Raw genomic sequence first — 21,901 nt, forward strand, 5'->3', positions numbered from 1 at the left:
TTTTTTGATTCGCTAAAGAAGAATTCAATTATAACGAAACATTCTTCCAAAAAAAAGTCTCGAAAAAACTAATTTTCGAGACTTTTTTTTATTTTACAAATTGGCTATTTATAAATTCAAATTACTTTCTTGGCAAACAAAAATATGCTGTAAACCACTTGTGTGTAATTTTGCAATAGCTTCTTTAATATCATCTAAATTAGATGTTATAATTTTCAAAACCTGTTTTAAATCCTTAAAATTATTCGGTTTAATAAAATAACAAACAGCACCTAAACTTGTTGCACTATCCATATCATTTTTGTGAGAAGAAGTCGAAATCATAATCACAGGAATATCTTTATAGCGCGGATCTGATTTTAATTCTTTAAGACATTCCCAGCCATTCATAATTGGCATATTTAAATCTAAAAAGATAACTCCAGGATTTTCATCTAGACTATTTAGAATTTTTAATGCCTCGCTTCCGTTTTCTGCACAATGACATAAAATATCTTCATCAATATCTGCCAATGCTTCGCAGAACATTTCTGTGTCATCCATATCATCGTCGGCGAGTAAAATTACCTTTTTCTCCATATTAAATGTCATTCTCTTTTTGTTCTAATGGCAACTTTATTGTAAATACAGCACCTTGGTTTGGTATACCCGAAGCGGTTATACTTCCTCCATGACGCTCCGCTATTTTTTTGCAAAGCGACAGTCCTAAACCAGTTCCTTCGTATCGATCCTTAGGATTCAAACGAGTAAAGGTTTCAAAAATATGATTCGTCTGATTAGAAGCAAAACCAATTCCGTTATCTTCTAATCTTATCAAGGCAAAACTTTTGTCTTGCTCATTTATTACCTCAGCCGATATACTAATAATTGGCGGTATTGTTTCTTGAGCAAATTTAATCGAATTATTGATAAGATTATAAAATAATTGATACAGTAATACGGTCGCACCTTCTAATTTTGGTAAATTTTGATACAGAATTTTTCCGTTTGTTTTTTGCAAAGCAATTTCCAAATCCGTTTCGATATTTCTTATAATCTCATTTAAGTCAACTAAAGTTGTTTTTTGCGAATCGGCATTAATTTTAGAATAAGCCAAAACGCCATCAATCATATTAAACATTCGATCTGCGGCAACATGAATTCTTTCAATAAATTTTGTTGAAGACTCATCAAGTTTTCCGTCTAGACGATCTTCTAAACGACTTAGAAACGTCTTAATTTTTCTAACCGGTTCTTTCAAATCGTGCGATGCAACGTGAGCAAATTGCTGTAAATCATCATTAGAACGTTGTAATTCTTTTGTACGATCTGCGACTAAAATCTCTAATTTTTCGGTAATAGATTTGTGCTCATGTATATCTGTACACGTTCCAAACCATTTGGTTATTGCACCTGTTTTGTCTTTTATAGGAACGGCTTTACTTAAAAACCATCTGTATTCTTTTGTATAAATGTTTTTTATTCGAAATTCGAGCTGATACGGATTACCGTTTTCAACACTATAATACCAAAATTCTTTTACTAAAGATACATCATTTGGATGTAAAACTGGAATCCAGCTATTATCTCCATGACCATCTTCTTCTAATCCTGTATATTCATACCATCGATTATTATAGTAATCGGTAAAACCATCTGGTCTTGCTGTCCAAATAATTTGCGGAACCAGATCTGCAAGCTGGCGAAATTTTTCTTCACTTTCTTTAATAACCTCTTGAAGTTCTTTTTGCGAAGTAATATCACTAGCCGTACCAAACCATTCGATTATTTTATCATTTTCATCTAATATTGGAACCACTCTCGAAAAAACCCAGCCAATAGATCCGTCTGGATTTGTGACTCTATGTTCCATTTCAAAAATACTTTTATCTATAATCGATTGAGAAATAAGATTAACAGCTCTTTGCAGATCGCTTGTATGGATAAATTTATCTAGCCAATTCACAACAGGTTCTTCTGAATTAGATAACAAACCATCGCCTTCTAAACTATGCATAATCATCCAATCAGAATCCATTCGATAAACCAAATCAGATGATGCATTTACCAAAGCTCGGAAACGATTCTCGCTTTCTTCCATTTTCTGACGTGCTACAACTTGTTCTGTAACTTCAACAGCTACTTGAATCATTCCCGTTATTTTTCCATCTTCTATAAGCGGACGATAAGCAAGATTATAATAGTAATTTTTTAATTCGCCTGTGCGATTGTGCGGAACCAAAACCTCGCTTTGATCAAACGGAATTCCTTTATTATATACGTTTAAAACCTGTTCCCAAACATATTGACCTTCGAGTTCTGGCAAGACATCAATTAATCGCATACCAATAATTTCTTCTCCGCGCCCAATCATCTGAAGCATATGATGGTTAATCTGTTCGATTATTAAATCATCACCTTTTAGAATTAAAGTTGGTGCTGGAGTCTGGTGTATCATTTTACGAAAACGACTCTCACTTAATTGTAATTTTCCTTCGGCTTGTTTAATTTCTGTAATATCGCGTGTTGTTCCTGCAATTGCCTCGACATCTCCTTTTTCATTAAAAACAGGTGCAAAAATATAGTCGTACACTCGGCGCCCTAATTCTGCGTGCGGAAAAGAAACTGTTCCTCTAATTGATTTCTTTGTAGAAACCACTTCGTCGATTTCTCTTTCGTGCATTTCGGCATGCCATTCTTCATAACCATTTTCTCTAAGTCCTTTGCCAATAGCATCTTCTGCAGATTTGCCCCACATTGTCAATAAGGCCTTATTTGCGTAAGTAAAAATATAATCAAGATTCAATACATAAACCAAATCTGGAGTTGTGTTTATAATCGAATCATAAAGTCTTTTTTGCTTTTCGGCAACTGTAAGCGCATTGTTTAAAGCTGTTTCGGCTTGTTTTTTTTCTGTGATATCTTCTGTAGTTAGAACAATTAAATCGTCTTGTTTAACGGCTGTATATAGAAACCATTTTTTGGTTTCTTCAATTTCATGCCATTGCTCGTAATTTACAGAAATGCCTGTTTCTGAAGTTTCAATAAGCTTTTCTAGAATATCATTTTTAATCCACGGAAAAACTTCTGTGTATCTCTTGTTTTTATAATTAACATCTTTAACCCAACTAATCATAGCAGAATTAAGCAGTAATATAGAAAAATCTTGTATCCTGTTTTTATTATTATATAAAGGCTTTAAAACTGCAATGCCATTTGGCGCTGCGTTAAAGACTATTTCAAAAAGATTTAGATTATTTGTTAGCTCCATTTGTTCGTCAACATATAAGAAAAGCTGTTTTACTTTTTTAAACTTTTAATTATTAATTACTTGTATCTAAAAATACATTCAACTAAAACAAAAACAATTTTTAATGCTGTCCAAAACATTTAATATTAAAATAATATCAGAATGCTAAATAGCCTAATCAAATATAGAGAAAAAGCTTTTCATTTGTTTTTTTATTTTAGCTGAATCTCACAAATTCATATTGTTTTTACAATGAAAAAAGCCAAATCTACTTAGATTCAGCTTTTTTGAATTTTATAATTCTTCGAAATTACTTTTTGATTACAGTATCTTTCTTGACAACAATTGTATCATTTCCAATTTCGTCGATGGTATCGCCCATAAGCGTATCTACTTCTGGTCCAACCGTATCAATTGTGTTTTGAATAGAATCATATGTAGAATCAGCTGGTATATTTTCATTCTTTTTACAAGAAAATGACAATCCAGCTAAAAGAATTAAGAATATAATCTTAGTATTTAACAGCGTTTTCATAAATATTTATTTTTAATTGATATCTCGTAATTAATAGTAATAAAAATAAAACATCATGAGAAAATTCAATTACACAATTTTAGCTTGCATTTATAGAAATCAAACCACATAAATCACTCAAAATACGCTATTTGCACTTTTTATTTTTTCTTTTTGGCAGCTTTTTCCTCTGGTCTTAAACTATCTTTCTGAACGCCTGTAGCAGTTGTATAAGTTGCACCGTCTTTAGAACTTTCTCCTGGTCCGCTTCCTGTTCCTGCCGAACTTTCAGATCCGTTTTTTTGTGTTGTTTCAATATTGGTTTCAATATGTTCCTCACTTTTCAAACTGTCTGTTTTGCTTTCTGCTTTACTTTGTTTGCTGTCCATTGGTGAGATAACAGTATCTATTTCGTCACTATATCCATCTTGATTGTTTTTACACGAAAATAAGATTCCACTGAAAATAATCAAAATCAAGATTATCGTTCCTTTTAATGCTTTCATAATAATTCACTTTTCGGTTTATAAATTGTCTGACTTTCACAATTGCTAAGTAACTATTTATAAAACCGTTAAGGTTATAGCATTTTCAGTATTTTTTATATAAAAAAGATATTACAATCTTTTAAAAATTAGAAAATTAAAAAAGGGAAGATTGCGTAAAATCTTCCCTTTCTGTATATGATATTCTTTGTAAAATTAAAAAGTAACCAATTTTACTCCTAAAGTAAACCATCTTGAAGGCAAAGGCACAGCTCCAACTTCATAATAAGTCGCATTAAATATATTTTGAGCATCTAAGAAAATTGTAAACTTATGAATGTTCTGACTTACTCTAAAATCATTTACCCAATAAGAAGGTCCCGTAATTCTTTCGTTAAAACGTGTTGCAAATAAAATAGAGAAATCTTTAAACTGATAATCTATTGTGTTTGTAACTTGGTGTTTTAGAGAAGAAATAGCATATTTTGAATAGATTTCTGTACGAGCACTTTTGAATTCTGAATCTAAATACGTGTATCCTAAAAGTATATTTAATCTCGAATCTTTGGAGAAATCGAATCTGTAAGTTCCACGCAAATTAATTCCGTTTGTGTTTAAATCTCCAGTGTTTTGACTTTGCCAAGGTTGCGTTGTTGCATTACGCATCCAATCGATATAATTATCAATTTTTCTGTAGAAATAATTCGCATTCAAACTCAACGCTTTTTTATTGTATTTAAATCCGATTTCGCTTTGAAAAGCATTTTCAGAATCTAAATCGACGTTTCCGATATTTCCAGTTTGTTTCAAATATAAATCTGTAAAAGATGGAATTCTCTGGCTTGTTCCAACATTTCCGATAATTTTAAAAGCATCTGTAATAGCATAACTTGCGTCAATTCCTGGATAAATCTGCCACTTATAATCTGAATTATAATTCAAATAAGTTCCTAAATTAACATCTAATTTTTCGAAGAAACTTGTTCTGTATTCTGCGTATAAACCAACGTTATCGCGATCGTGATCTCCAATATTAGAAGAATGAATATTTTCATTTCTAAATTCAGCTCCAAAACCAATTTCTCCTTTAGACAATTTTACAGTCGAATTCAATTCTGCTGCGATCGAATTGGTATAATGCTGGCTTCTTCCAACTGCTAAATTGGAGTTTCCTAAATAACGGTAATCGTCGTAATTGTATCTGTAAGTAACTCTCGGCATAATTTTCCAACTATCTGTAATAGAATGTTTAGACTGAATATTAGCAAAAGTAGTTTGTACAATTTCTGTAGAATTTCTATCGCCAGGCGCAGCGTAAAATCCGTTGGCACCAAATCCGTTGTTGATGTAACCCGCAGAAGCTAAAATTTCATTAGAATCGTTGATTTGAACATTTCCTTGATAGAAAATTTTATTGTTTTCGAATGCCGTATTGTAGCGGTATCCGTTGCTTTTATCGTGCGAAGCAAAAATTAAATGCTGTTGTTTTTCTTTTCCTAAAACAGCTCCCGCCTGAACGCCCGTTCCGTAAAAAGTATCTCCCGTATCTTGCGTATCTTTTTCGAAATTAGAACCTGCATAAGTGCTTACTAAAAATCCTGAATCTGTTGGTTTTTTAGTTATAATATTAATTGCTCCTGTTAAACTGTTAATTCCGTACGTTCTTGCAGCCGGTCCGCGAACAATCTCAATTCTTTCAATAACTTCAACCGGAAGAGGCAAGTTTAACATATTATGAGCTGTTTGCGAATCGATTACTTTTGCTCCATTTAGCAGAACAACTGTTTGCTCAAAACTTCCGCCATCAACGCTAATATCGGCTTGAGTTCCAAATGGCCCACGTTGTCTAATATCTACTCCGTTAGCATATTGTAAAACTTCTTGAAGTGTTCTTCCTGGCAGTTTTTTAATGGTTTCGCTCGAGATGACATACACATTTCTGTTTTGTTTAGAAATTGGTGTACTGAAACGGTTTTCATTAATTACAACCTCGTCCATTTGATTGATGGAATCTTTTTTGGTCTGTGCGTAAAAATTGGTACAAATTACTGTAAAAACAGCAAAATAGATTTTTTTCATTTTGGTTTACTATTTTTTTTGGCAAAAGTACTACCTTGCCGTACTAACAAAGTATACCAGTTTTATAATTATGGATAGTCCGGTTGAAATTCCTTTTAGAAGTTTTATTCATTTAAAACCAGAACAAAATACGGCAATTTATCTACAGATTGTTTTTGAATTTATTAAAGCCATCCAAACCGGATTTCTTCCCGAAGGAACAAAACTTCCCGGCACGCGAATATTGTGTAAAGTATTAGACGTCAATCGAAATACTTTAATTAAAGCTTTTCAGGATTTAGAATCGCAAGGTTGGATTGAAACGCTTCCGAATAAAGGGACTTTTATTTTATCCCAGCAAAAAAGTAAAGCAGAATTTCCTGTTTCAAAAGAACAAAATACATCCGAAACCAATACTGGCTTTAACTTTCAAAAATCGACTATTTTAGAAAATCCAATTGAAACGAGCAATTTGCCTTATCAATTTAATGACGGAATGCCCGATTGGAGATTGGTTCAAACCGATGTTTTGGCAAGATTGTATGTTTCTAAATTAAAAAGAAGAAAAAGTTCTAAAACCTACGAACAGATTCAGCTTCGTTCGCATTCTAATTTTAAAACGCATTTTTCTAATTATCTGAACCTTACACGCGGGATTCGTATTTCGACTTCAAATTTACTCACAACGAGCAGTCACGAAATCAGTTTGTATCTGGTTACAAAAGTACTTATTAATCAAGGCGATAAAGTCGCTGTAGCTTCTCCAGGTTATTATATGTCAAATATGACGTTAACAAATACTGGTGCGCAAATTATTCCGATTCAGGTAAATGAAGACGGAATTGATACCAAACAATTGAAAGAAATCTGCGAAACCTCAGAAATCAGAGTTTTATATCTTACTTCAAATTATCATTATCCAACAACCATTTCGCTTAGCGCTAAAAAAAGAATGGAAATTTTAGAATTGGCGAATCAATACGGATTTATTATTCTAGAAGATGATTACGATTTTGATTTTCATTATGATAATAATCCTGTTTTGCCTTTGGCTGCTTTTGATTCGAATCAGAAAGTAGTTTATATTGGATCTTTTGGAAAATCGCTTCCATCGGGATTTAGTTATGGTTTTGTTGCCGCTCCTTCTGAATTTATTAAGGAATTAGAAAAGCATCAAAATATTCTCGAACCTAGCATTGATGTTTTAAAAGAGCAGGTTTTAACCGAATGGATTACAGAAGGTGAAGTGCATCGTCTTTCTAAAAAAAACAAAAAAATCTACAAAGAACGCCGCGATCATTTTGCTTCGCTTTTGAATGAAAAATTAAAAGGCAAAATTAAATTTAAAATTCCACCAAGAGGATTGGCAATTTGGGTAGAATGGCTAGACAATTTCAATCTTATTCAATTTCAGAAAGAATGTGCCAATCATGATTTGTTTCTTCCAAAAACCATTTTATATCAAACCAAAAACTTGACTGCAACACGTTTGGGTTTTGGGCATTTAGAAAAAGAAGAAATGGAAAAAGCAGTTTCTATTTTAAGCAAATGTTTGGAAATAGTTCTTAGGAAATGAATTTTATAAAAAAAGGCCGTCTTTATAGACAGCCTTTTAAAAGTTTTATTTAAAGCATTTTTTCTCTTTCCCAAAAACGATGTCTTCCTAAAGCTTTTATAAAAGAAGTACTTAGAGTTTTATCAGCGCTATTTTCACTTATCAAAACTCCTGCATCTTTATCTTTTATATCACTTTGATTTTTTACAATTTGAGTTCCCTCAGCTTCTGCAGCAATAAATTTACAGTGATTGTAAGAATCGTTTAAAAATTCTTTGACTTCTTTAATTTTTGAAAGTTCTTTAATTCCTTTTCCTCCTGGAATAAAAACACCATCAAAAAGTACCGAAGCTGCAATTTTATAGGTTTGATCAACTGGAATTTCGGCTCCGTCTTCAGCAACAATTGTCCCCAAATGCGGAGCAATAATTACTGCTTTTGCTCCTGCGTTTTGCAATGCCGTTTTCATTGTTTTTACAGAATTTGCATTTACACCTTCGGCACACAAAAAAGCAATTTGACGTGTTGCAATGGTATTTGAAATCGTTGGGTTTTTCAACATACTCAAAGCATCAGAGTTAGTTGCGTTTTGTTTTACTTTAGTCGGCTCTTGTTTGCCTTCATCATCTGCTCCTACTCCATGATTTAGAGGTTTTTCTACATTTTTGGGAACTGGAATTCCTAGCGATTTAGCAACAGTTTGAGCTAAATTAGCATCAACGTAATTTAAAAGTCCAAGCATTCTTTCTCTAATGGCAACGGTTTCTACTTTTCCCAGTTCAAAAGATAATGCGCTGGCAATATGATTTTGCTCAATTGGAGTTTGACTATTGTAAAAAAGTGTTGCCTGACTAAAATGATCTGCAAAACTGGTACTTCTTTCTCTCACTTTATGCGCATCTACACGTTCGTTAAAACTCGCAAATCCTCCTTCATCGATTTTGGCTTGAAAGGGACATCCGCCGCCTAAAGAATTTGGATGATAACTTACTTTTCCGACAGGAATTTCGTGACGCATATGTCCATCTCGCTGATTATTATGCATTGGAGCAATCGTCCTGTTAATTGGTATTTCATGAAAATTCGGACTTCCTAATCGCGATAATTGTGTATCAGTATAAGAAAATAATCTTCCTTGCAATAAAGGATCATTTGTAAAATCAATTCCTGGAACAATATGTCCTGGATGAAAGGCAACTTGTTCAGTTTCTGCAAAAAAGTTATCTGGATTTTTATTTAAAGTCATTTTTCCGATAATGGTTACGGGAACCAATTCTTCTGGAACTAATTTTGTCGGATCTAGCAGATCAAAATCAAATTTGTGTTCATCACTTTCTGGAATTATCTGTACACCTAATTCCCATTCTGGAAAATTTCCTGCTTCTATAGCTTCCCATAAATCTTGTTTATGAAAATCAGAATTTTTTCCTGATATTTTTTGTGCCTCATCCCAAGCAACTCCATGCGTTCCCAATTTAGGTTTCCAATGAAATTTAACGAAATGAGATTCATTTTTATTATTTATAAATCTAAACGTATGAACGCCAAATCCTTCCATCATTCTTAAACTTCTCGGAATTGCCCTATCGCTCATTACCCACATAATCATGTGCATAGATTCGGGCATAAGCGAAATAAAATCCCAAAAGGTATCGTGAGCCGATGCAGCTTGCGGAATTTCATTGTGCGGTTCTGGTTTTACAGCATGAACTAAATCGGGAAATTTCATAGCATCTTGAATAAAAAATACGGGCATATTATTCCCAACCAAATCAAAAATACCTTCTTGCGTATAAAATTTAACTGCAAAACCTCGAACATCTCTTGCCAAATCGGTTGAGCCTCGCGATCCTGCAACTGTTGAAAAACGAACAAAAACAGGTGTTTTTATGCTAGTATCATTTAGAAAACCTGCTTTAGAATATTTGTCTAGTGGTTTGTAAAGTTCGAAATAACCATGGGCGGCAGAGCCTCTCGCATGAACGATGCGTTCTGGAATTCTTTCGTGATCAAAATGGGTTATTTTTTCTCTTAAAATAAAATCTTCTAAAAGAGAAGGACCTCTTTCTCCAGATTTTAAAGAATTGTTATTGTCATTAATTTTAACTCCTTGGTTTGTAGTTAAAAATTCATTTGTGGCATCTGATTTGTTTTGTTCTAAATCTCGTTGCTTTCCATCAGAGTTGTCTTGATTTGTTTTTTTTGAATTCTTCATTTTTCCTTTGTTTTACATTTATCATTCAATCAACTAATGAATTATGTTACTATTTTAGAGGGATTTCTAAAAATTGCTTAACAAAGATAGAGGGCATTTCAAATTAAAAATTATACAATTAGACTTTAGGATTATAATATTCAGATTAGAAAATATTTAAAAAAACACAACCTTAACATTATTATAATTATATAACTAAAAAACATACAGTTATAAGTATTATATTACAATTATATTTTAACTTTGAGAGGATTAAAAATATTTTGTAATGGACCCATATCTAATAATACAATTAATTTTAATTTCAATTGGTGCAACATCTGCTATGACTTGGTTTAGTTATTTTGTCTCCAAAAAATTTCAAAAATTATACAAAGAACCAGTTCTATTATCTACCGTATTTTCAGAATTACATTATAATCTTTCGACAGGTTCTAAACGGAAACTTGGATGGATGTTACATTATCTCATAGGATTTTTATTTGTTGTTGGATATCATGTAGTATGGGTAAAGGATATACTATCGGTTTCATTGCTAAGTGCGCTCATATTGGGAATTATTAGCGGTGTAATAGGTATAATCAGCTGGGTATTTATATTTAAAATAACCAGATATCAGACCCCAATTGATTTTAAAGGTTATTATATTCAGTTGTTCTTTGCCCATATTATTTTTGCCCTTGTAGCAACATTATTGTACTTTATTACGATGCTTCTTGTAATTGTCACAAAAGCATATATCACATAACAAAAAAAACAGGGACAAAATCCCTGTTTTTTTTATACTTAAAATATTGTTTTACCAGCCTTTTACTGCTCCGCCTTTAAATTCGACTTCAGCTGCTTTTTCTACTTCTGGAGATTGAAAAGCTTGTAAAAACTGTTTTACTTTTTCTTCATTTTTATTGTCTTCACGACTCACAACCAAATTTACATAAGGAGATTCTTTATCTTCAACAAATAATGCATCGCGCGACGGAACTAATCCTGCTTGAGAAGCAAATGTATTATTGATAATCGCAATTGAAACATTTGCATCGTCTAAAGCTCTTGGCAATTGAGGCGCTTCTAATTCTAAGATTTTTAAGTTTTTAGGGTTGCTTACAATATCAGTTACTTTTGGCAACAAACCAACTCCATCTTTCAATTTCAACAAACCATTTTTCTGTAAAAGCAATAAAGAACGTCCGCCATTTGTTGGATCATTCGGAATAATAATCGTGCTTTCGTTTTTCAATTCAGAAAGGTTTTTTATTTTTTTTGAATAAGCTGCAATTGGGTAAACAAATGTTTTTCCGATGATCGCTAATTTATAACCACGCTGTTTCGATTGTTCGTCCATGTATGGTTTGTGCTGAAAAGCATTTGCATCAATATCACCTTGACTTAAAGCTTCGTTCGGAATTACATAGTCGTTAAACGATACCAATTCTACTTCTAATCCGAATTTTTCTTTGGCAACTTTTTTAGCTGCTTCAGCCACTTTTAATTCTGGTCCTGCCGCCACTCCAACTTTAATAAAATGTGGATCATTTTTTTTATCATTTCCACAGTTTGATAAAAGAATTGCTAAAGCCAAAACTCCAGCAGTTTTTAAAATATTTAGTTTCATTTTTTTAATTGTAAATTGTTAATTATAAATTGTTAATTGATGCTTATCTATGGTCGAATCGTTTTGATAATCTGTCTCCTATAAACTGAATTAGGAATACCAAAACAACCAGTAAACCCAAAACCGAATTCATCGTAACGGCATCATAACCAATATATCCATATTGATAACCCACTTGTCCTAAACCTCCTGCTCCAACAGCTCCGCCCATTGCGGAATAACCTACAAGTGTAATTAACGTAATTGATGCCGCATTTATTAACGAAGGCAACGCTTCTGGAAGCAAAACTTTATACACAATTTGTAACGGCGTTGCGCCCAAAGCTCTCGCCGCTTCAATTAATCCAGATGGTAAACCTAACAAACTGTTTTCTACTAAACGCGCAATAAATGGCGCTGCACCAATACTTAACGGCACTAAAGCCGCGCTAACTCCAATCGAAGTTCCAACAATGGCGCGTGTAAACGGAATCATCCAAACGATTAAAATAATGAATGGAATGGAACGGAAAACATTTACCAAAACCGATAAAACTCGGTTTAAAACTGGCTGTTCTAAAATTTGATTTTTACGTGTAAGAAAAAGTAAAATTCCAGTTGGCAATCCCAATACAAAACCAAAAAAACCCGACACAAAAGTCATAACAATGGTTTCCCATGTTCCTTTTAACAATAAATCTATAAGTGAATCAGACATAACCTATTATTTCTGTTTTAATGTGTTTTGAATTAAAATATTGAATCGCCGCATCATAATTTTCGCGTTTTCCTGAAAGTTCAATCAGCATGACACCAAAATTTACTTCGCCCGCCTGATCCATTTGTGCGCTTACGATTTTGAAATCGGTATCAAAAAGTCTTGAAACTTCTGAAATAACTGGTTCATTAACCGATTTTCCAGTCATTTCTAATTTCAATAACGGATTTAAATTTCCGTTATCAACTTGCTGTAACTTGTCTTGATAAACCGATGGAACTTCAATATGTAAAGAAGAAGCAATAAATTCTCTCGTCAATTCTTGTTTCGGATCAGCGAAAATTTCACCAACACTTCCCTGTTCAATTAATTTTCCGTGACTAATAACGGCAACTTCATCACAAATCGATTTTACGACTTCCATTTGGTGTGTAATCAATAAAACCGTAATATTTAATCGTTTGTTAATGTCTTTCAATAAATTTAAAATTGAACGCGTAGTAGCAGGATCTAAAGCACTTGTCGCTTCGTCACACAATAAAACTTTCGGATTATTAGCCAAAGTTCTCGCAATTGCCACTCTTTGTTTTTGACCTCCAGAAAGACTTGCCGGATAATCGTTTGCTTTTTCTGCCAAACCAACCAATTGCAATAATTCTAAAACTCTTGTGTTGATTTCTGTTTTTGATGTTCCTGCCAATTCTAGCGGAAAAGCAACATTTTCGAAAACGGTTCTCGAAGAAAGTAAATTGAAATGCTGAAAAATCATTCCGATTTGTCTTCTTTCAATTGCCAATTCTGCGTTTGATAATTGCATCAACGCTTTTCCGTCAACAATAATTTCTCCTGAAGTTGGTCTTTCTAACAAATTTACACAGCGGATCAAAGTACTTTTTCCAGCACCCGAAGTTCCAATTACACCAAAAACTTTTCCTTGCGGAACTCGTAGCGAGACATCAGACAAAGCAGTAACAATTCTGTCTTTCTGATGAAAAGTTTTGGTTACATTTTTTAATTCAATCATTTCGTAATCGAGGTAAAACAAAAAGCCTTTCAACTATTTATGAAAGGCTTTTTGAGATCAATAATATAGTTTTATATAGAAGCCAGTTCAAAGAATTGCCTTACAACAATACAGCACATCATCGCGCTGTTATAATAATTCTTCATATTCTGGTCGTTTTTTCTCATTGCGATTGCAAATTTAAGCAGTTATTTTCAATTTCAATGCAAAAACTATTAAAACTTTTATTTTCCTATCAATCTAATAGACTACTATATCGTTTGCAAATTTATTAATCATTTTTGGCATCTAATAAAATCGCTAATTGAATGCAAGGCAAATCCGAACGATTACTCCACGCATGATTGGTACCACGTTGAATTACAATATCTCCAGCCTTCAAAATAGTTTCTTCTTCATCTACAATCAAATAAATTTCTCCAGAAATAATAATGATATAATCTAAAGTATCGGTTTGATGCATTAACGGATGCGGCTGACCTTTGGGCGCCACAATTCCTAAATCTTTGTCTGGCGGAATCTGTACGTAACGAAAATAACTTCCGTTTTTGGGCGTGTTCGGAAAAGCGGTATTTTCTATTCTATTTTCTTCGAATTTTGCAGGAATACTATCTGTCGACCAAATATCCGAAATAATCAATCCCGGAAAATGCTCCGAAACATTGGTAACGATTTCATCTTGTTCGATAATTGATTTCCCATTCTTGATTCCTGTAACTACTCGTCTTGGTATTGTTTTCATTCTTTATTGATCTGCATAATTAATTTTTTTCCATACGTTTTGTTTTCACGCAATAACCACAGCGCTTTTACGACCGTTCTTGTGTTTAATTCTCCGATTATGGAAATATTTGGCGGCGTAATAAATTTATTTTCTAATAACTGCGACAACTCTATTAAACCGTTTTTATAATAATCATATCTTTTTTCTAAACCATACGCATAATTTGAAATCGTATGAATGGTTGCTCCTCTGGAAAAAAGAATATTTCGCGATTCTGGAGTTGAAAAATTCGTTACATCTATATAGGTTCCATTTATTTTTAGAAGTTTAGCCGCGACTTCTGCAATTTTATTTCCGACTAAATCTACTGCAATGTCAAACTTTTTATTTCCATTTAATGAAAGTGCCGCTTCGAATATTTCTTCTTTTTTATAATTAATGATTTGCTGTGGTTTTACACCAAGACTAATTAAAAACGTTATACTTTCTTCATTTCCTGCAGTTACTAAAAAGTTTGAAAACCCTTTACTTACCAAAAGTTTGACAAAAAAATTTCCAACTCCTCCAGCTGCTCCCGTAATTAATATGGAATCTGTTAGAGAAGCTTTCATTCTTTTAAAAGATTGCAAAGCCGTTAATCCAGCTGATGGAATTGCAGCGGCTTCTTCAAAAGAAATATTTTTTGGCTTTTTTACCGCAATTGCTTCAGGAACGCAAATGTATTCGGCATAAGTTCCATTAGATCCCATACTTCCAGAACCGCAAAAAACAGCATCGCCAATTTTAAAATCTCTTACATTTGATCCGATTTTTGTAATAATTCCTGAAAATTCTCTCCCTAAAATAGGCGAATGCAAAAGCTTTCTTTCAGAACTATTTTCGGTCATTTGATAATCAATCGGATTAAAACCAGAAGAAACAATTTGTACTTGAATTTGATGCGGTTCTGGTTGCGGAGTTGCAATTGTTTCCAACTGAAATTGACGATTTTCCTGTAATAGAATTGCTTTCATTTTTAAATATTAGTTTCTTAATCCAACTCAAACCATTCGTTTACTTCTCTTTCGATGGTATCTTTAATTCTCGGATTTTCAAATTCGTTTGTTGCAGGATTGTATTCGTAATCTTTCTGCCATTTTTTATAATTCAAAGCCACTTGCTGAATCGCATTACAAATAAATAAAAGTTCTTCGTTTGTTGTAATCGGATGCAATGACAAACGAACCCAGCCCGGCTTATTGGTTTGATTTTTCTCTAATAATTCATTGGTAATTGCTCTCGAACGTTTTTCATCAATATTGAAAAGATAATGTGCATATGTACTCGCACACGACCAACCGCCACGAGTCTGAATTCCGAAACGATCATTTAATAATCTTACGATTAGATTGTAATGAATATCTTCAATTACAAAAGAAACACAGCCAATTCGTTTACTTTTTAAATCTCCTAAAATAGAAAGACCTTGTATTTTTTGAAGTTTAGAAAAGCACAGATCTAAAAGTTCTTTTTCTCTTTTTGCAATCTGTTCTACTCCCATTTTTTCTTTCAATTCTAAAGCCAAAGCTGCTCGAATTACTTGCAAAAATCCTGGAGTTCCACCGTCTTCTCTCACTTCTATCACATCGCTGTAACAATAATTTCCTAACGGATTCGTCCATTTTACATTTCCGCCGCCCGGATTATCAGGAAACTCAGATTGGTATAATTTTTCGTTGAAAACCAAAATACCGCAAGTTCCAGGTCCGCCCAAAAATTTATGTGGCGAAAAGAAAATCGCATCTAAATGTTGTTCTGGATCTTTTGGATGCATATCGATTTTAACGTAAGGTGCCGAAGCAGCAAAATCTACAAAACACAATCCGCCGTTTTGATGCATAATTTTAGCTAATTCATGATAAGGCGTAATAATTCCCGTTACGTTTGAACAAGCCGTAAACGAACCGATTTTCAAACTTCTATCGGCGTATTTTTTTATTTCCGTAGAAAGGATTTTTGGATCTACTAAATTATTTTCATCGGCAGGAAGAATCACAACGTCTGCATTTGTTTCGTACCAAGGAACTTGATTGGAATGATGTTCCATATGCGTAATGAAAACTACTGGTTTGTCTTTTTCATTTTCATACGTTTTTCTCAAACCAATAATACGCTGGAGTTTAGATAATGCAGCAGTCATTCCAGTTCCAGTTGTTACTAAAACATCCGATGCATTTGCATTAACGGATTTTTTAATAATATCTCTGGCGTAATTGTATGCGTAAGTAGAAGTTTTTCCTGTCTGACTAGAAAGTGAATGCGTATTGGCAATCATCGGACCTATTTTATGGAGCATAATATCTTCAATCGGCGTGTATAATCTTCCGCTGGCAACCCAATCGGCGTAAATCAAATTTTGTTCTCCGTAAACCGATTCGAAAGTATGATCTATTCCTACAGTGTTTTCTCTAAATTTAGAAAAGTAACACTCAGATTCTGTTGTTTTTGTAGTTGGCTCAATAGCATTCATTTCCCTAGCATTTTTTTAATTAACAAATTGTATTATGGTTTGAATTTCCATAATCTTGTCATTCTGAGGAACGAAGAATCTTTGTTGCAAAATCGACAAAGATTGGTGATTTTCTGTGTGGAGTTTCTTGCGAAGATCCTTCCTTCGTCAGGATGACAAGATTGTGTATTTTCTTTATTAAATTTTATTTTCCAAAAGCGATTTAAGAGTTGCTTGCAATTCTTCTCCATGAAGATTTTTTGCAACAATAATTCCTTTAGAATCTACCAGATAATTGGCTGGAATTGCGCGTACACCATATAATTTTGCAACTGCACTATTCCAGAAAAGCAAATCTGAAACATGCGTCCAAGTTAAATTGTCATCTTGAATTCCTTTGATCCAGTTTTCTTTCTTTTTGTCTAAAGAAATAGCGATTATATTAAATCCTTTATCATGAAATTCTTTGTAAGCAGCCACGATATTTGGATTTTCTCTTCGGCATGGACCGCACCAAGAAGCCCAGAAATCTACTAAAGTGTATCCGTTTAAGTTTTCAGAAAAACGAATCGCTTTTCCCTCAGGATTATTTGCTGTAAAATCTGGTGCTTTTTTTCCAACTGCCAAACCGTCTAGTACAATAGCCAAATCTTTTAGTTCTTTCACGTAAGTGACATTTTGAAGACTTTTATCTAGCAAAGCAATATTTTGCGTAATCTGTTCTGGCGTTAATCGATACGACCAATTTCTGTATAAAACATAAGCCGAAACAATTGATTTTGGATTTTCTGTAATGAATTTACTGATTTCTACCTCTTTTGTTTTTTTGTACGTTTCAAACAAATCTTGTGTCGCAGAACCTTCAACTGTTGAATTTGTATAGTATTTCTTTGGACTTAATTTAACTGTAATTGGTCCTTTTTCAAGGAAAATATACAACGGAGAATCTGCTGTATTTACACTTAAACCATATAATTCTGGCGTTTTTACTTTAGTTTTAAAAGCAAAACTTCCGTCTTTTACTTTTACCGAATCAATTGTGGTAAACATTTTATTATGAAACTTTTGCAGATAAACATATTTTGCAACGGTATCTACAACTGTTCCTTTTAATTGCAAATTACTTTCCTGTGCCTGAGTTTGAACAGCCGCAAGAAATAAGGCAAAACCTAGTATTATTTTTTTCATTTTATTTTTAGTTTTAGAATTAGACAAAAGAATTTCTCGCCAATGTGCAAGACATCAGCAAATTTTATTAAAAGAAAATTTATGAGATTCGTTAATGCTTTCGCATTCGAAAAACAGCAAGACTATTTTCTTCAAACATCGAATTCAAAAGTTCGTAACTGGCATAAATAGTATCTGTTTTCATTTTAAAAAAAATAAAGATTAAAATAGATGACCTTATTCAGATTGGAGCAATCTTTTCTTATCTGTCCCGCAAAGCGGGAAGGATTTAGCACCTTATTTGGCAACAGGTTGCTAAGACTTCATCGGGCCTATTCCCTCAGTCTTTCTGGATAAGTATCATTTTATAATTTTTCTGTAATACAAATATATACTAATTCTACCAAATTAGTCAAGTTTAAATCTGTTTTTTTTATTTTTATTTTAAAAAGAATTAATTAAAATCAAATAAAGCAATATAAATCAACACTTTAAAACAAAAAATAATATCAAAAAAAAAAGCCTGTAAATAATTTATTTACAGGCTTTAAAACTTTAAAACTAAAAATCAATTAATTATTTTGTTCTGCAATTGTAGACTTATTTAGTTTTATAACTCTGATTTTTTTATTGGTATTATCAGATAAGAAAATACGATCGTTAAGCTGAGCCGTTCCTACGATGGTTCCAAATGCATTTTTTCCTAAAATATCAGACACATTTACAACCGCTTTGTAATTCTTTTTATTAAATTCTTCTTTTGGATACAATCTTAAATAAGAAGCATTTCCAACAATTTCAGAAGTTACCGCCCAATCTTTACTAAAAGAAACTGCGATTGGTTTTATATCTGTAAATTGAACTTTTTCTGGCTCAATTGGCGTTGTTAATGAAGTTGTTGCATTAGCTTTAATATTGGCAATATTGTAATACAAATAACTTCTGGCATCTCTTCCTGCAACTACTAAATTTCCGCCGTAAACATCTAAAGAATAAACTTCTGTGTAACCATTTAAGGTGTTTAATTTGGCAATTGGTTTTAAATTCCAGTCACTGGTTTCTGTGATCTGAGAAGTTTCAAATACTTTTATAGATTTTTCTTTTTCTTTTACGAATACCAATCCATCTTTTGCAACAACGCCAAAAACGTGTACAAAAGTTTGCCACCATTGACCGTTTCCAACTGTACTTATTCCGGCATTTGTAGTTTCATCAAAAACAAATAATCTAGATTCTGTGCTTCCGACGTAAATGCGTCCGTTATCAACAGAAACCGAAGTCAGACTTGTTAGAGGAATCTTGCTTGCTCCTTTTGTATATTCTTTTATTGTTTTAATGTGAACTAATGTTAGAGCATTAAAAATTTCTAAAACATCTCCATTTACAACATATAATTTATCATTCGAAATCGCAATTCCTTTCGGATCAAATCCTACCGCACTTCCTGGAATACTTTCCGTAGCAATTGAAGCTTCATCGGTTGGGTAATAATAATCGTAATTTTTAGATTCGATATCGTCTTTGCTGCAATTTGTAAAAAAACAAAGCACAAGAATTAAGGGCAAAATATGTTTCATATTTACTTTATTTTTTAATTCCATTTTCCTTCACCTTTATATTTAAGCAAAAATGGATTCTTCGGATTGATAGTAAAAACTGGCTTTTTGTAAGTTCCAGTTAAATAATTCGTTTTAGACCAAGTTTTTAAAACGTCTGAATCGGTAAAAGGAAGATCATTTAAATAAATTAAATACTTATAAAAATGAGTCAGCATTTCTTGCTGTCCTCCACCCTCGCCACTATTAGCCAAATTACTGCTGTGGCTAAAACCAATATGATGCGAATACTCGTGTGACCAAACCGACATCTCTCCGACCCAATGTCCGGTTACATAACCAGATTCCCATTGCGAAGCTAAATTTCCACCGCCCCAAGCAGAATCTCCGCCAACCATTGCCATGTAAACGGTTCTTTTGTCTAAATAATTCCAGTAGATTTTTTCGATATCTTCTTTCGTCAGATAATCGTAAACACCGTTTGCATCTTCTGCATTTCCATGCCAATTTAAGGCTCCGTTTACGGTTGTTCCAGCTGTTGCTGCTTGCTCCTGCTTGTACTTATCAAAATTGGTGAAAGTGCTGTAATACAAAGGATGACTTAATGCATAAGAGTAATTAATAATCATTGTAATAGCTTCTTTTGCCAAAACAGGATTCATCGGTAGAAATTTTCCTAGTTCATTAATGTGATATCCATCGTGAAACTGAACCAAATGATGTGATTTGATTTTTTTGAATTTTTGAAATAACGGATCCTCAGATTCTACAGAGAATTCGATTGCTCCAGAAGAAAATCCGTCGATTTTATCAATCGTAACCGTATTGCCGCTTTCTAACAAGTAATCGTTTTTCTTATCAGTCAATGGAATTTTATGAAATGAGCGATGAAAAGCCGGAACTTTAGAAAACCTGTAAAGCAGAAATCGTTTGTCATAATTGGGCAATTTTGCGTACACTTTTACATCTGTAAGTCCGACGGGAGAATAAAGGGAAACCTGTACAGAATCTTTTCCCTTTTGAATAATTTGAAACGGTTCGTTGACTCTAAACCATCGATCTGTTTTATCGTACATTTTTGAGGGACTTTCGTTGTCCTCAAACATTGTCATCGGATGGTTTCCTGCAGGCAAAGCTGTGGCATCAATGCTTGACAGATAATTTGGTTTGTACGAATCGGCATCGTCGCTGCAACCAAAAATAATACCTGCCAAAATAGCAAGTACAAAAAAGTGAGTTTTTTTCCTCATTGTTAAGTAAGTAGGTTTGGGGTTAACTATCATACAAAACTATCAATATGCTTTTTAAAAACAAGCATATTGAAAGAAAAGTATGAATTTAAAAACTACTAAAAGTAAGTTTTATCAACAATACAATACTTAATTATCAGGTTTTAAAGCCTTAAAAAGTCAAATCTAAAGTTTCGATTTTTGATAAATCATTATTGAATTTTACAAAAGAAGCAGGAAATCCTGATTTTATTTTACCTATTTTATCATTCATTCCAATGGCAGCGGCTACTCTTGTTGTTGCCATTTTTACAGCTTCATCAGCAGAAACATTTAAGTTGTTAAAAGCATTTTGCACCGCTTCTGTCATTGATATTGTTGCACCTGCGAGATTGCCGTCTTCATTTCTATAAAAACCATCTACTAAATGAGCATCAAAGTTATCCCATTTGAAATTGGCTATTTTTCGTCCTAAAAAAGTGGCATCGCTAATCAAGAAGAATTTTTCTTGTTTTACCTTGTAAGCAACTTTTGCGGCAGCATAATCGCAATGAACGCCATCTAAAATAACGGGAGCATAAACTTCTTCATTTTCAAAAACAGCTCCAACTAAACCAGGTTCGCGGTGTCCAAACTGTGTCATGGCATTAAATAAATGCGTTACTAAATTTATTCCTTTAGAAAAATAAAATTGTGCTTCTTTATGTGTGATGGTCGAATGTCCGATAGAAATTGTGATTCCGCTTTCAATAAGCATTTGCAATTGTTCTTCTGTAAAACATTCTGGAGCAACCGTAATTACTTTTATAACGTCTTTTCCTTTACTTATTATTTCTTGAAGTTCTTCGTTTGTTGGTTTTCTTACTTGATCAATACTATGCGCACCACGTCTTACCGGATTCAAAAAAGGTCCTTCCAAATGCATTCCGATTACACCATTATTGTGCTTTTTTATGTATTCGCGAATGGCTTCAATTCCTTTTAAAATGGTTTCTTTTGAAGATGAAATCAAGCAAGGCAAAACATGCGTTGTACCATATTTCATGCTTGCGTCGTAAATATCCTGAATTGTTTCTTCGTTTGGAGTTTGGCTGAAATAGTATTTTTCTCCTCCGTTTATCTGAATATCTATAAACCCTGCCGAAAGATGATTTCCTTGCAAATCTATTGTTTCGATATCATTTGGAATTTCTTTTTGAACTGAAATAATTTTTCCGTTTTCTACAATTACAACTCCATTTTCAATTATTTCTTCGCCAGTATGGATGACCGCATTTACAATTGCTTGTTTCATTTTTTGTTTTATTTCTTTCTTCAAATTTAAAAAAGAAGTTGGATTAATTTCTAA

Annotated in this window: 18 protein-coding genes and 1 riboswitch; of the genes, 2 read left to right on the forward strand and 16 right to left on the reverse strand. The window is 33.0% G+C overall.

Going from position 1 to position 21,901, the window contains the following annotated elements; all coding sequences use genetic code 11:
- Window positions 1-108: 108 nt before the first annotated feature.
- The 5 genes from NYQ10_RS21315 to NYQ10_RS21335 all read right to left on the reverse strand — a co-directional run bounded on the left by NYQ10_RS21315 (window position 109) and on the right by NYQ10_RS21335 (window position 6,307).
- Window positions 109-591, reverse strand: a complete 483-nt coding sequence (locus tag NYQ10_RS21315) for a response regulator (RefSeq protein ID WP_289878136.1) — start codon at window positions 589-591, stop codon at window positions 109-111.
- A complete protein-coding gene (locus NYQ10_RS21320; RefSeq protein ID WP_289878138.1) occupies window positions 581-3,250 on the reverse strand; it encodes a PAS domain S-box protein in 2,670 nt (889 codons plus the stop codon). The genes NYQ10_RS21315 and NYQ10_RS21320 overlap by 11 nt, the downstream gene beginning before the upstream one ends.
- Before the next feature lie 289 nt (window positions 3,251-3,539).
- A complete protein-coding gene (locus NYQ10_RS21325) occupies window positions 3,540-3,764 on the reverse strand; it encodes a hypothetical protein (RefSeq protein ID WP_276172647.1) in 225 nt (74 codons plus the stop codon).
- A gap of 140 nt (window positions 3,765-3,904) precedes the next feature.
- Window positions 3,905-4,249, reverse strand: coding sequence for a hypothetical protein (locus NYQ10_RS21330; RefSeq protein ID WP_289878140.1), 345 nt, complete (start codon window positions 4,247-4,249; stop codon window positions 3,905-3,907).
- Window positions 4,250-4,444: 195 nt separating this feature from the next.
- On the reverse strand, window positions 4,445-6,307 hold the full coding sequence (locus NYQ10_RS21335; protein WP_289878141.1) for a TonB-dependent receptor plug domain-containing protein: 1,863 nt from the start codon (window positions 6,305-6,307) through the stop codon (window positions 4,445-4,447).
- Window positions 6,308-6,377: 70 nt separating this feature from the next.
- Here NYQ10_RS21335 and NYQ10_RS21340 point away from each other — a divergent pair, with 70 nt between their 5' ends.
- On the forward strand, window positions 6,378-7,862 hold the full coding sequence (locus NYQ10_RS21340; RefSeq protein ID WP_289878142.1) for a PLP-dependent aminotransferase family protein: 1,485 nt from the start codon (window positions 6,378-6,380) through the stop codon (window positions 7,860-7,862).
- Between the two features lie 49 nt (window positions 7,863-7,911).
- On the opposite strand, the gene NYQ10_RS21345 is transcribed toward NYQ10_RS21340, so the two are convergent.
- Window positions 7,912-10,056, reverse strand: a complete 2,145-nt coding sequence (locus NYQ10_RS21345) for a catalase (protein WP_289878143.1) — start codon at window positions 10,054-10,056, stop codon at window positions 7,912-7,914.
- 268 nt (window positions 10,057-10,324) lie between these two features.
- Here NYQ10_RS21345 and NYQ10_RS21350 point away from each other — a divergent pair, with 268 nt between their 5' ends.
- Window positions 10,325-10,804 (forward strand): hypothetical protein, encoded by a 480-nt coding sequence (locus NYQ10_RS21350; protein ID WP_289878144.1) that lies wholly within the window; start codon window positions 10,325-10,327, stop codon window positions 10,802-10,804.
- Window positions 10,805-10,855: 51 nt separating this feature from the next.
- Here the strand turns inward: NYQ10_RS21350 and metQ are convergent, their stop codons facing one another.
- From metQ to nagA, 10 genes are all read right to left on the reverse strand, one after another.
- The gene (gene metQ, locus NYQ10_RS21355; protein WP_289878145.1) at window positions 10,856-11,668 is read right to left on the reverse strand and encodes a methionine ABC transporter substrate-binding lipoprotein MetQ; all 813 of its coding nucleotides are present in this window, start codon (window positions 11,666-11,668) and stop codon (window positions 10,856-10,858) included.
- Between the two features lie 43 nt (window positions 11,669-11,711).
- Entirely contained in the window at window positions 11,712-12,365 is a 654-nt protein-coding gene (locus tag NYQ10_RS21360; protein ID WP_289878146.1) for a methionine ABC transporter permease MetI, read from the reverse strand.
- Complete coding sequence (gene metN, locus NYQ10_RS21365; RefSeq protein ID WP_289878147.1) at window positions 12,358-13,389, reverse strand: methionine ABC transporter ATP-binding protein MetN; 1,032 nt, start codon at window positions 13,387-13,389, stop codon at window positions 12,358-12,360. Before metN ends, NYQ10_RS21360 begins: the two co-directional genes overlap by 8 nt.
- A gap of 271 nt (window positions 13,390-13,660) precedes the next feature.
- Window positions 13,661-14,131, reverse strand: coding sequence for a cupin domain-containing protein (locus NYQ10_RS21370; RefSeq protein ID WP_289878148.1), 471 nt, complete (start codon window positions 14,129-14,131; stop codon window positions 13,661-13,663).
- The gene (locus NYQ10_RS21375) at window positions 14,128-15,126 is read right to left on the reverse strand and encodes an NADP-dependent oxidoreductase (RefSeq protein WP_289878149.1); all 999 of its coding nucleotides are present in this window, start codon (window positions 15,124-15,126) and stop codon (window positions 14,128-14,130) included. Before NYQ10_RS21375 ends, NYQ10_RS21370 begins: the two co-directional genes overlap by 4 nt.
- A gap of 17 nt (window positions 15,127-15,143) precedes the next feature.
- On the reverse strand, window positions 15,144-16,622 hold the full coding sequence (locus NYQ10_RS21380; RefSeq protein ID WP_289878150.1) for an aminotransferase class V-fold PLP-dependent enzyme: 1,479 nt from the start codon (window positions 16,620-16,622) through the stop codon (window positions 15,144-15,146).
- A gap of 177 nt (window positions 16,623-16,799) precedes the next feature.
- The gene (locus NYQ10_RS21385; RefSeq protein ID WP_289878151.1) at window positions 16,800-17,789 is read right to left on the reverse strand and encodes a TlpA disulfide reductase family protein; all 990 of its coding nucleotides are present in this window, start codon (window positions 17,787-17,789) and stop codon (window positions 16,800-16,802) included.
- 238 nt (window positions 17,790-18,027) lie between these two features.
- A riboswitch (SAM riboswitch) is annotated at window positions 18,028-18,128 on the reverse strand.
- 212 nt (window positions 18,129-18,340) lie between these two features.
- A complete protein-coding gene (locus NYQ10_RS21390; protein ID WP_289878152.1) occupies window positions 18,341-19,369 on the reverse strand; it encodes a hypothetical protein in 1,029 nt (342 codons plus the stop codon).
- A complete protein-coding gene (locus NYQ10_RS21395) occupies window positions 19,360-20,574 on the reverse strand; it encodes a hypothetical protein (protein WP_289878153.1) in 1,215 nt (404 codons plus the stop codon). Before NYQ10_RS21395 ends, NYQ10_RS21390 begins: the two co-directional genes overlap by 10 nt.
- Window positions 20,575-20,725: 151 nt before the next feature.
- The gene (gene nagA, locus NYQ10_RS21400; RefSeq protein ID WP_289878154.1) at window positions 20,726-21,847 is read right to left on the reverse strand and encodes an N-acetylglucosamine-6-phosphate deacetylase; all 1,122 of its coding nucleotides are present in this window, start codon (window positions 21,845-21,847) and stop codon (window positions 20,726-20,728) included.
- Between the last annotated feature and the right edge of the window lie 54 nt (window positions 21,848-21,901).

It is taken from the genome of Flavobacterium johnsoniae, from assembly GCF_030388325.1.
Taxonomy (GTDB): Bacteria; Bacteroidota; Bacteroidia; order Flavobacteriales; family Flavobacteriaceae; genus Flavobacterium; species Flavobacterium johnsoniae_C.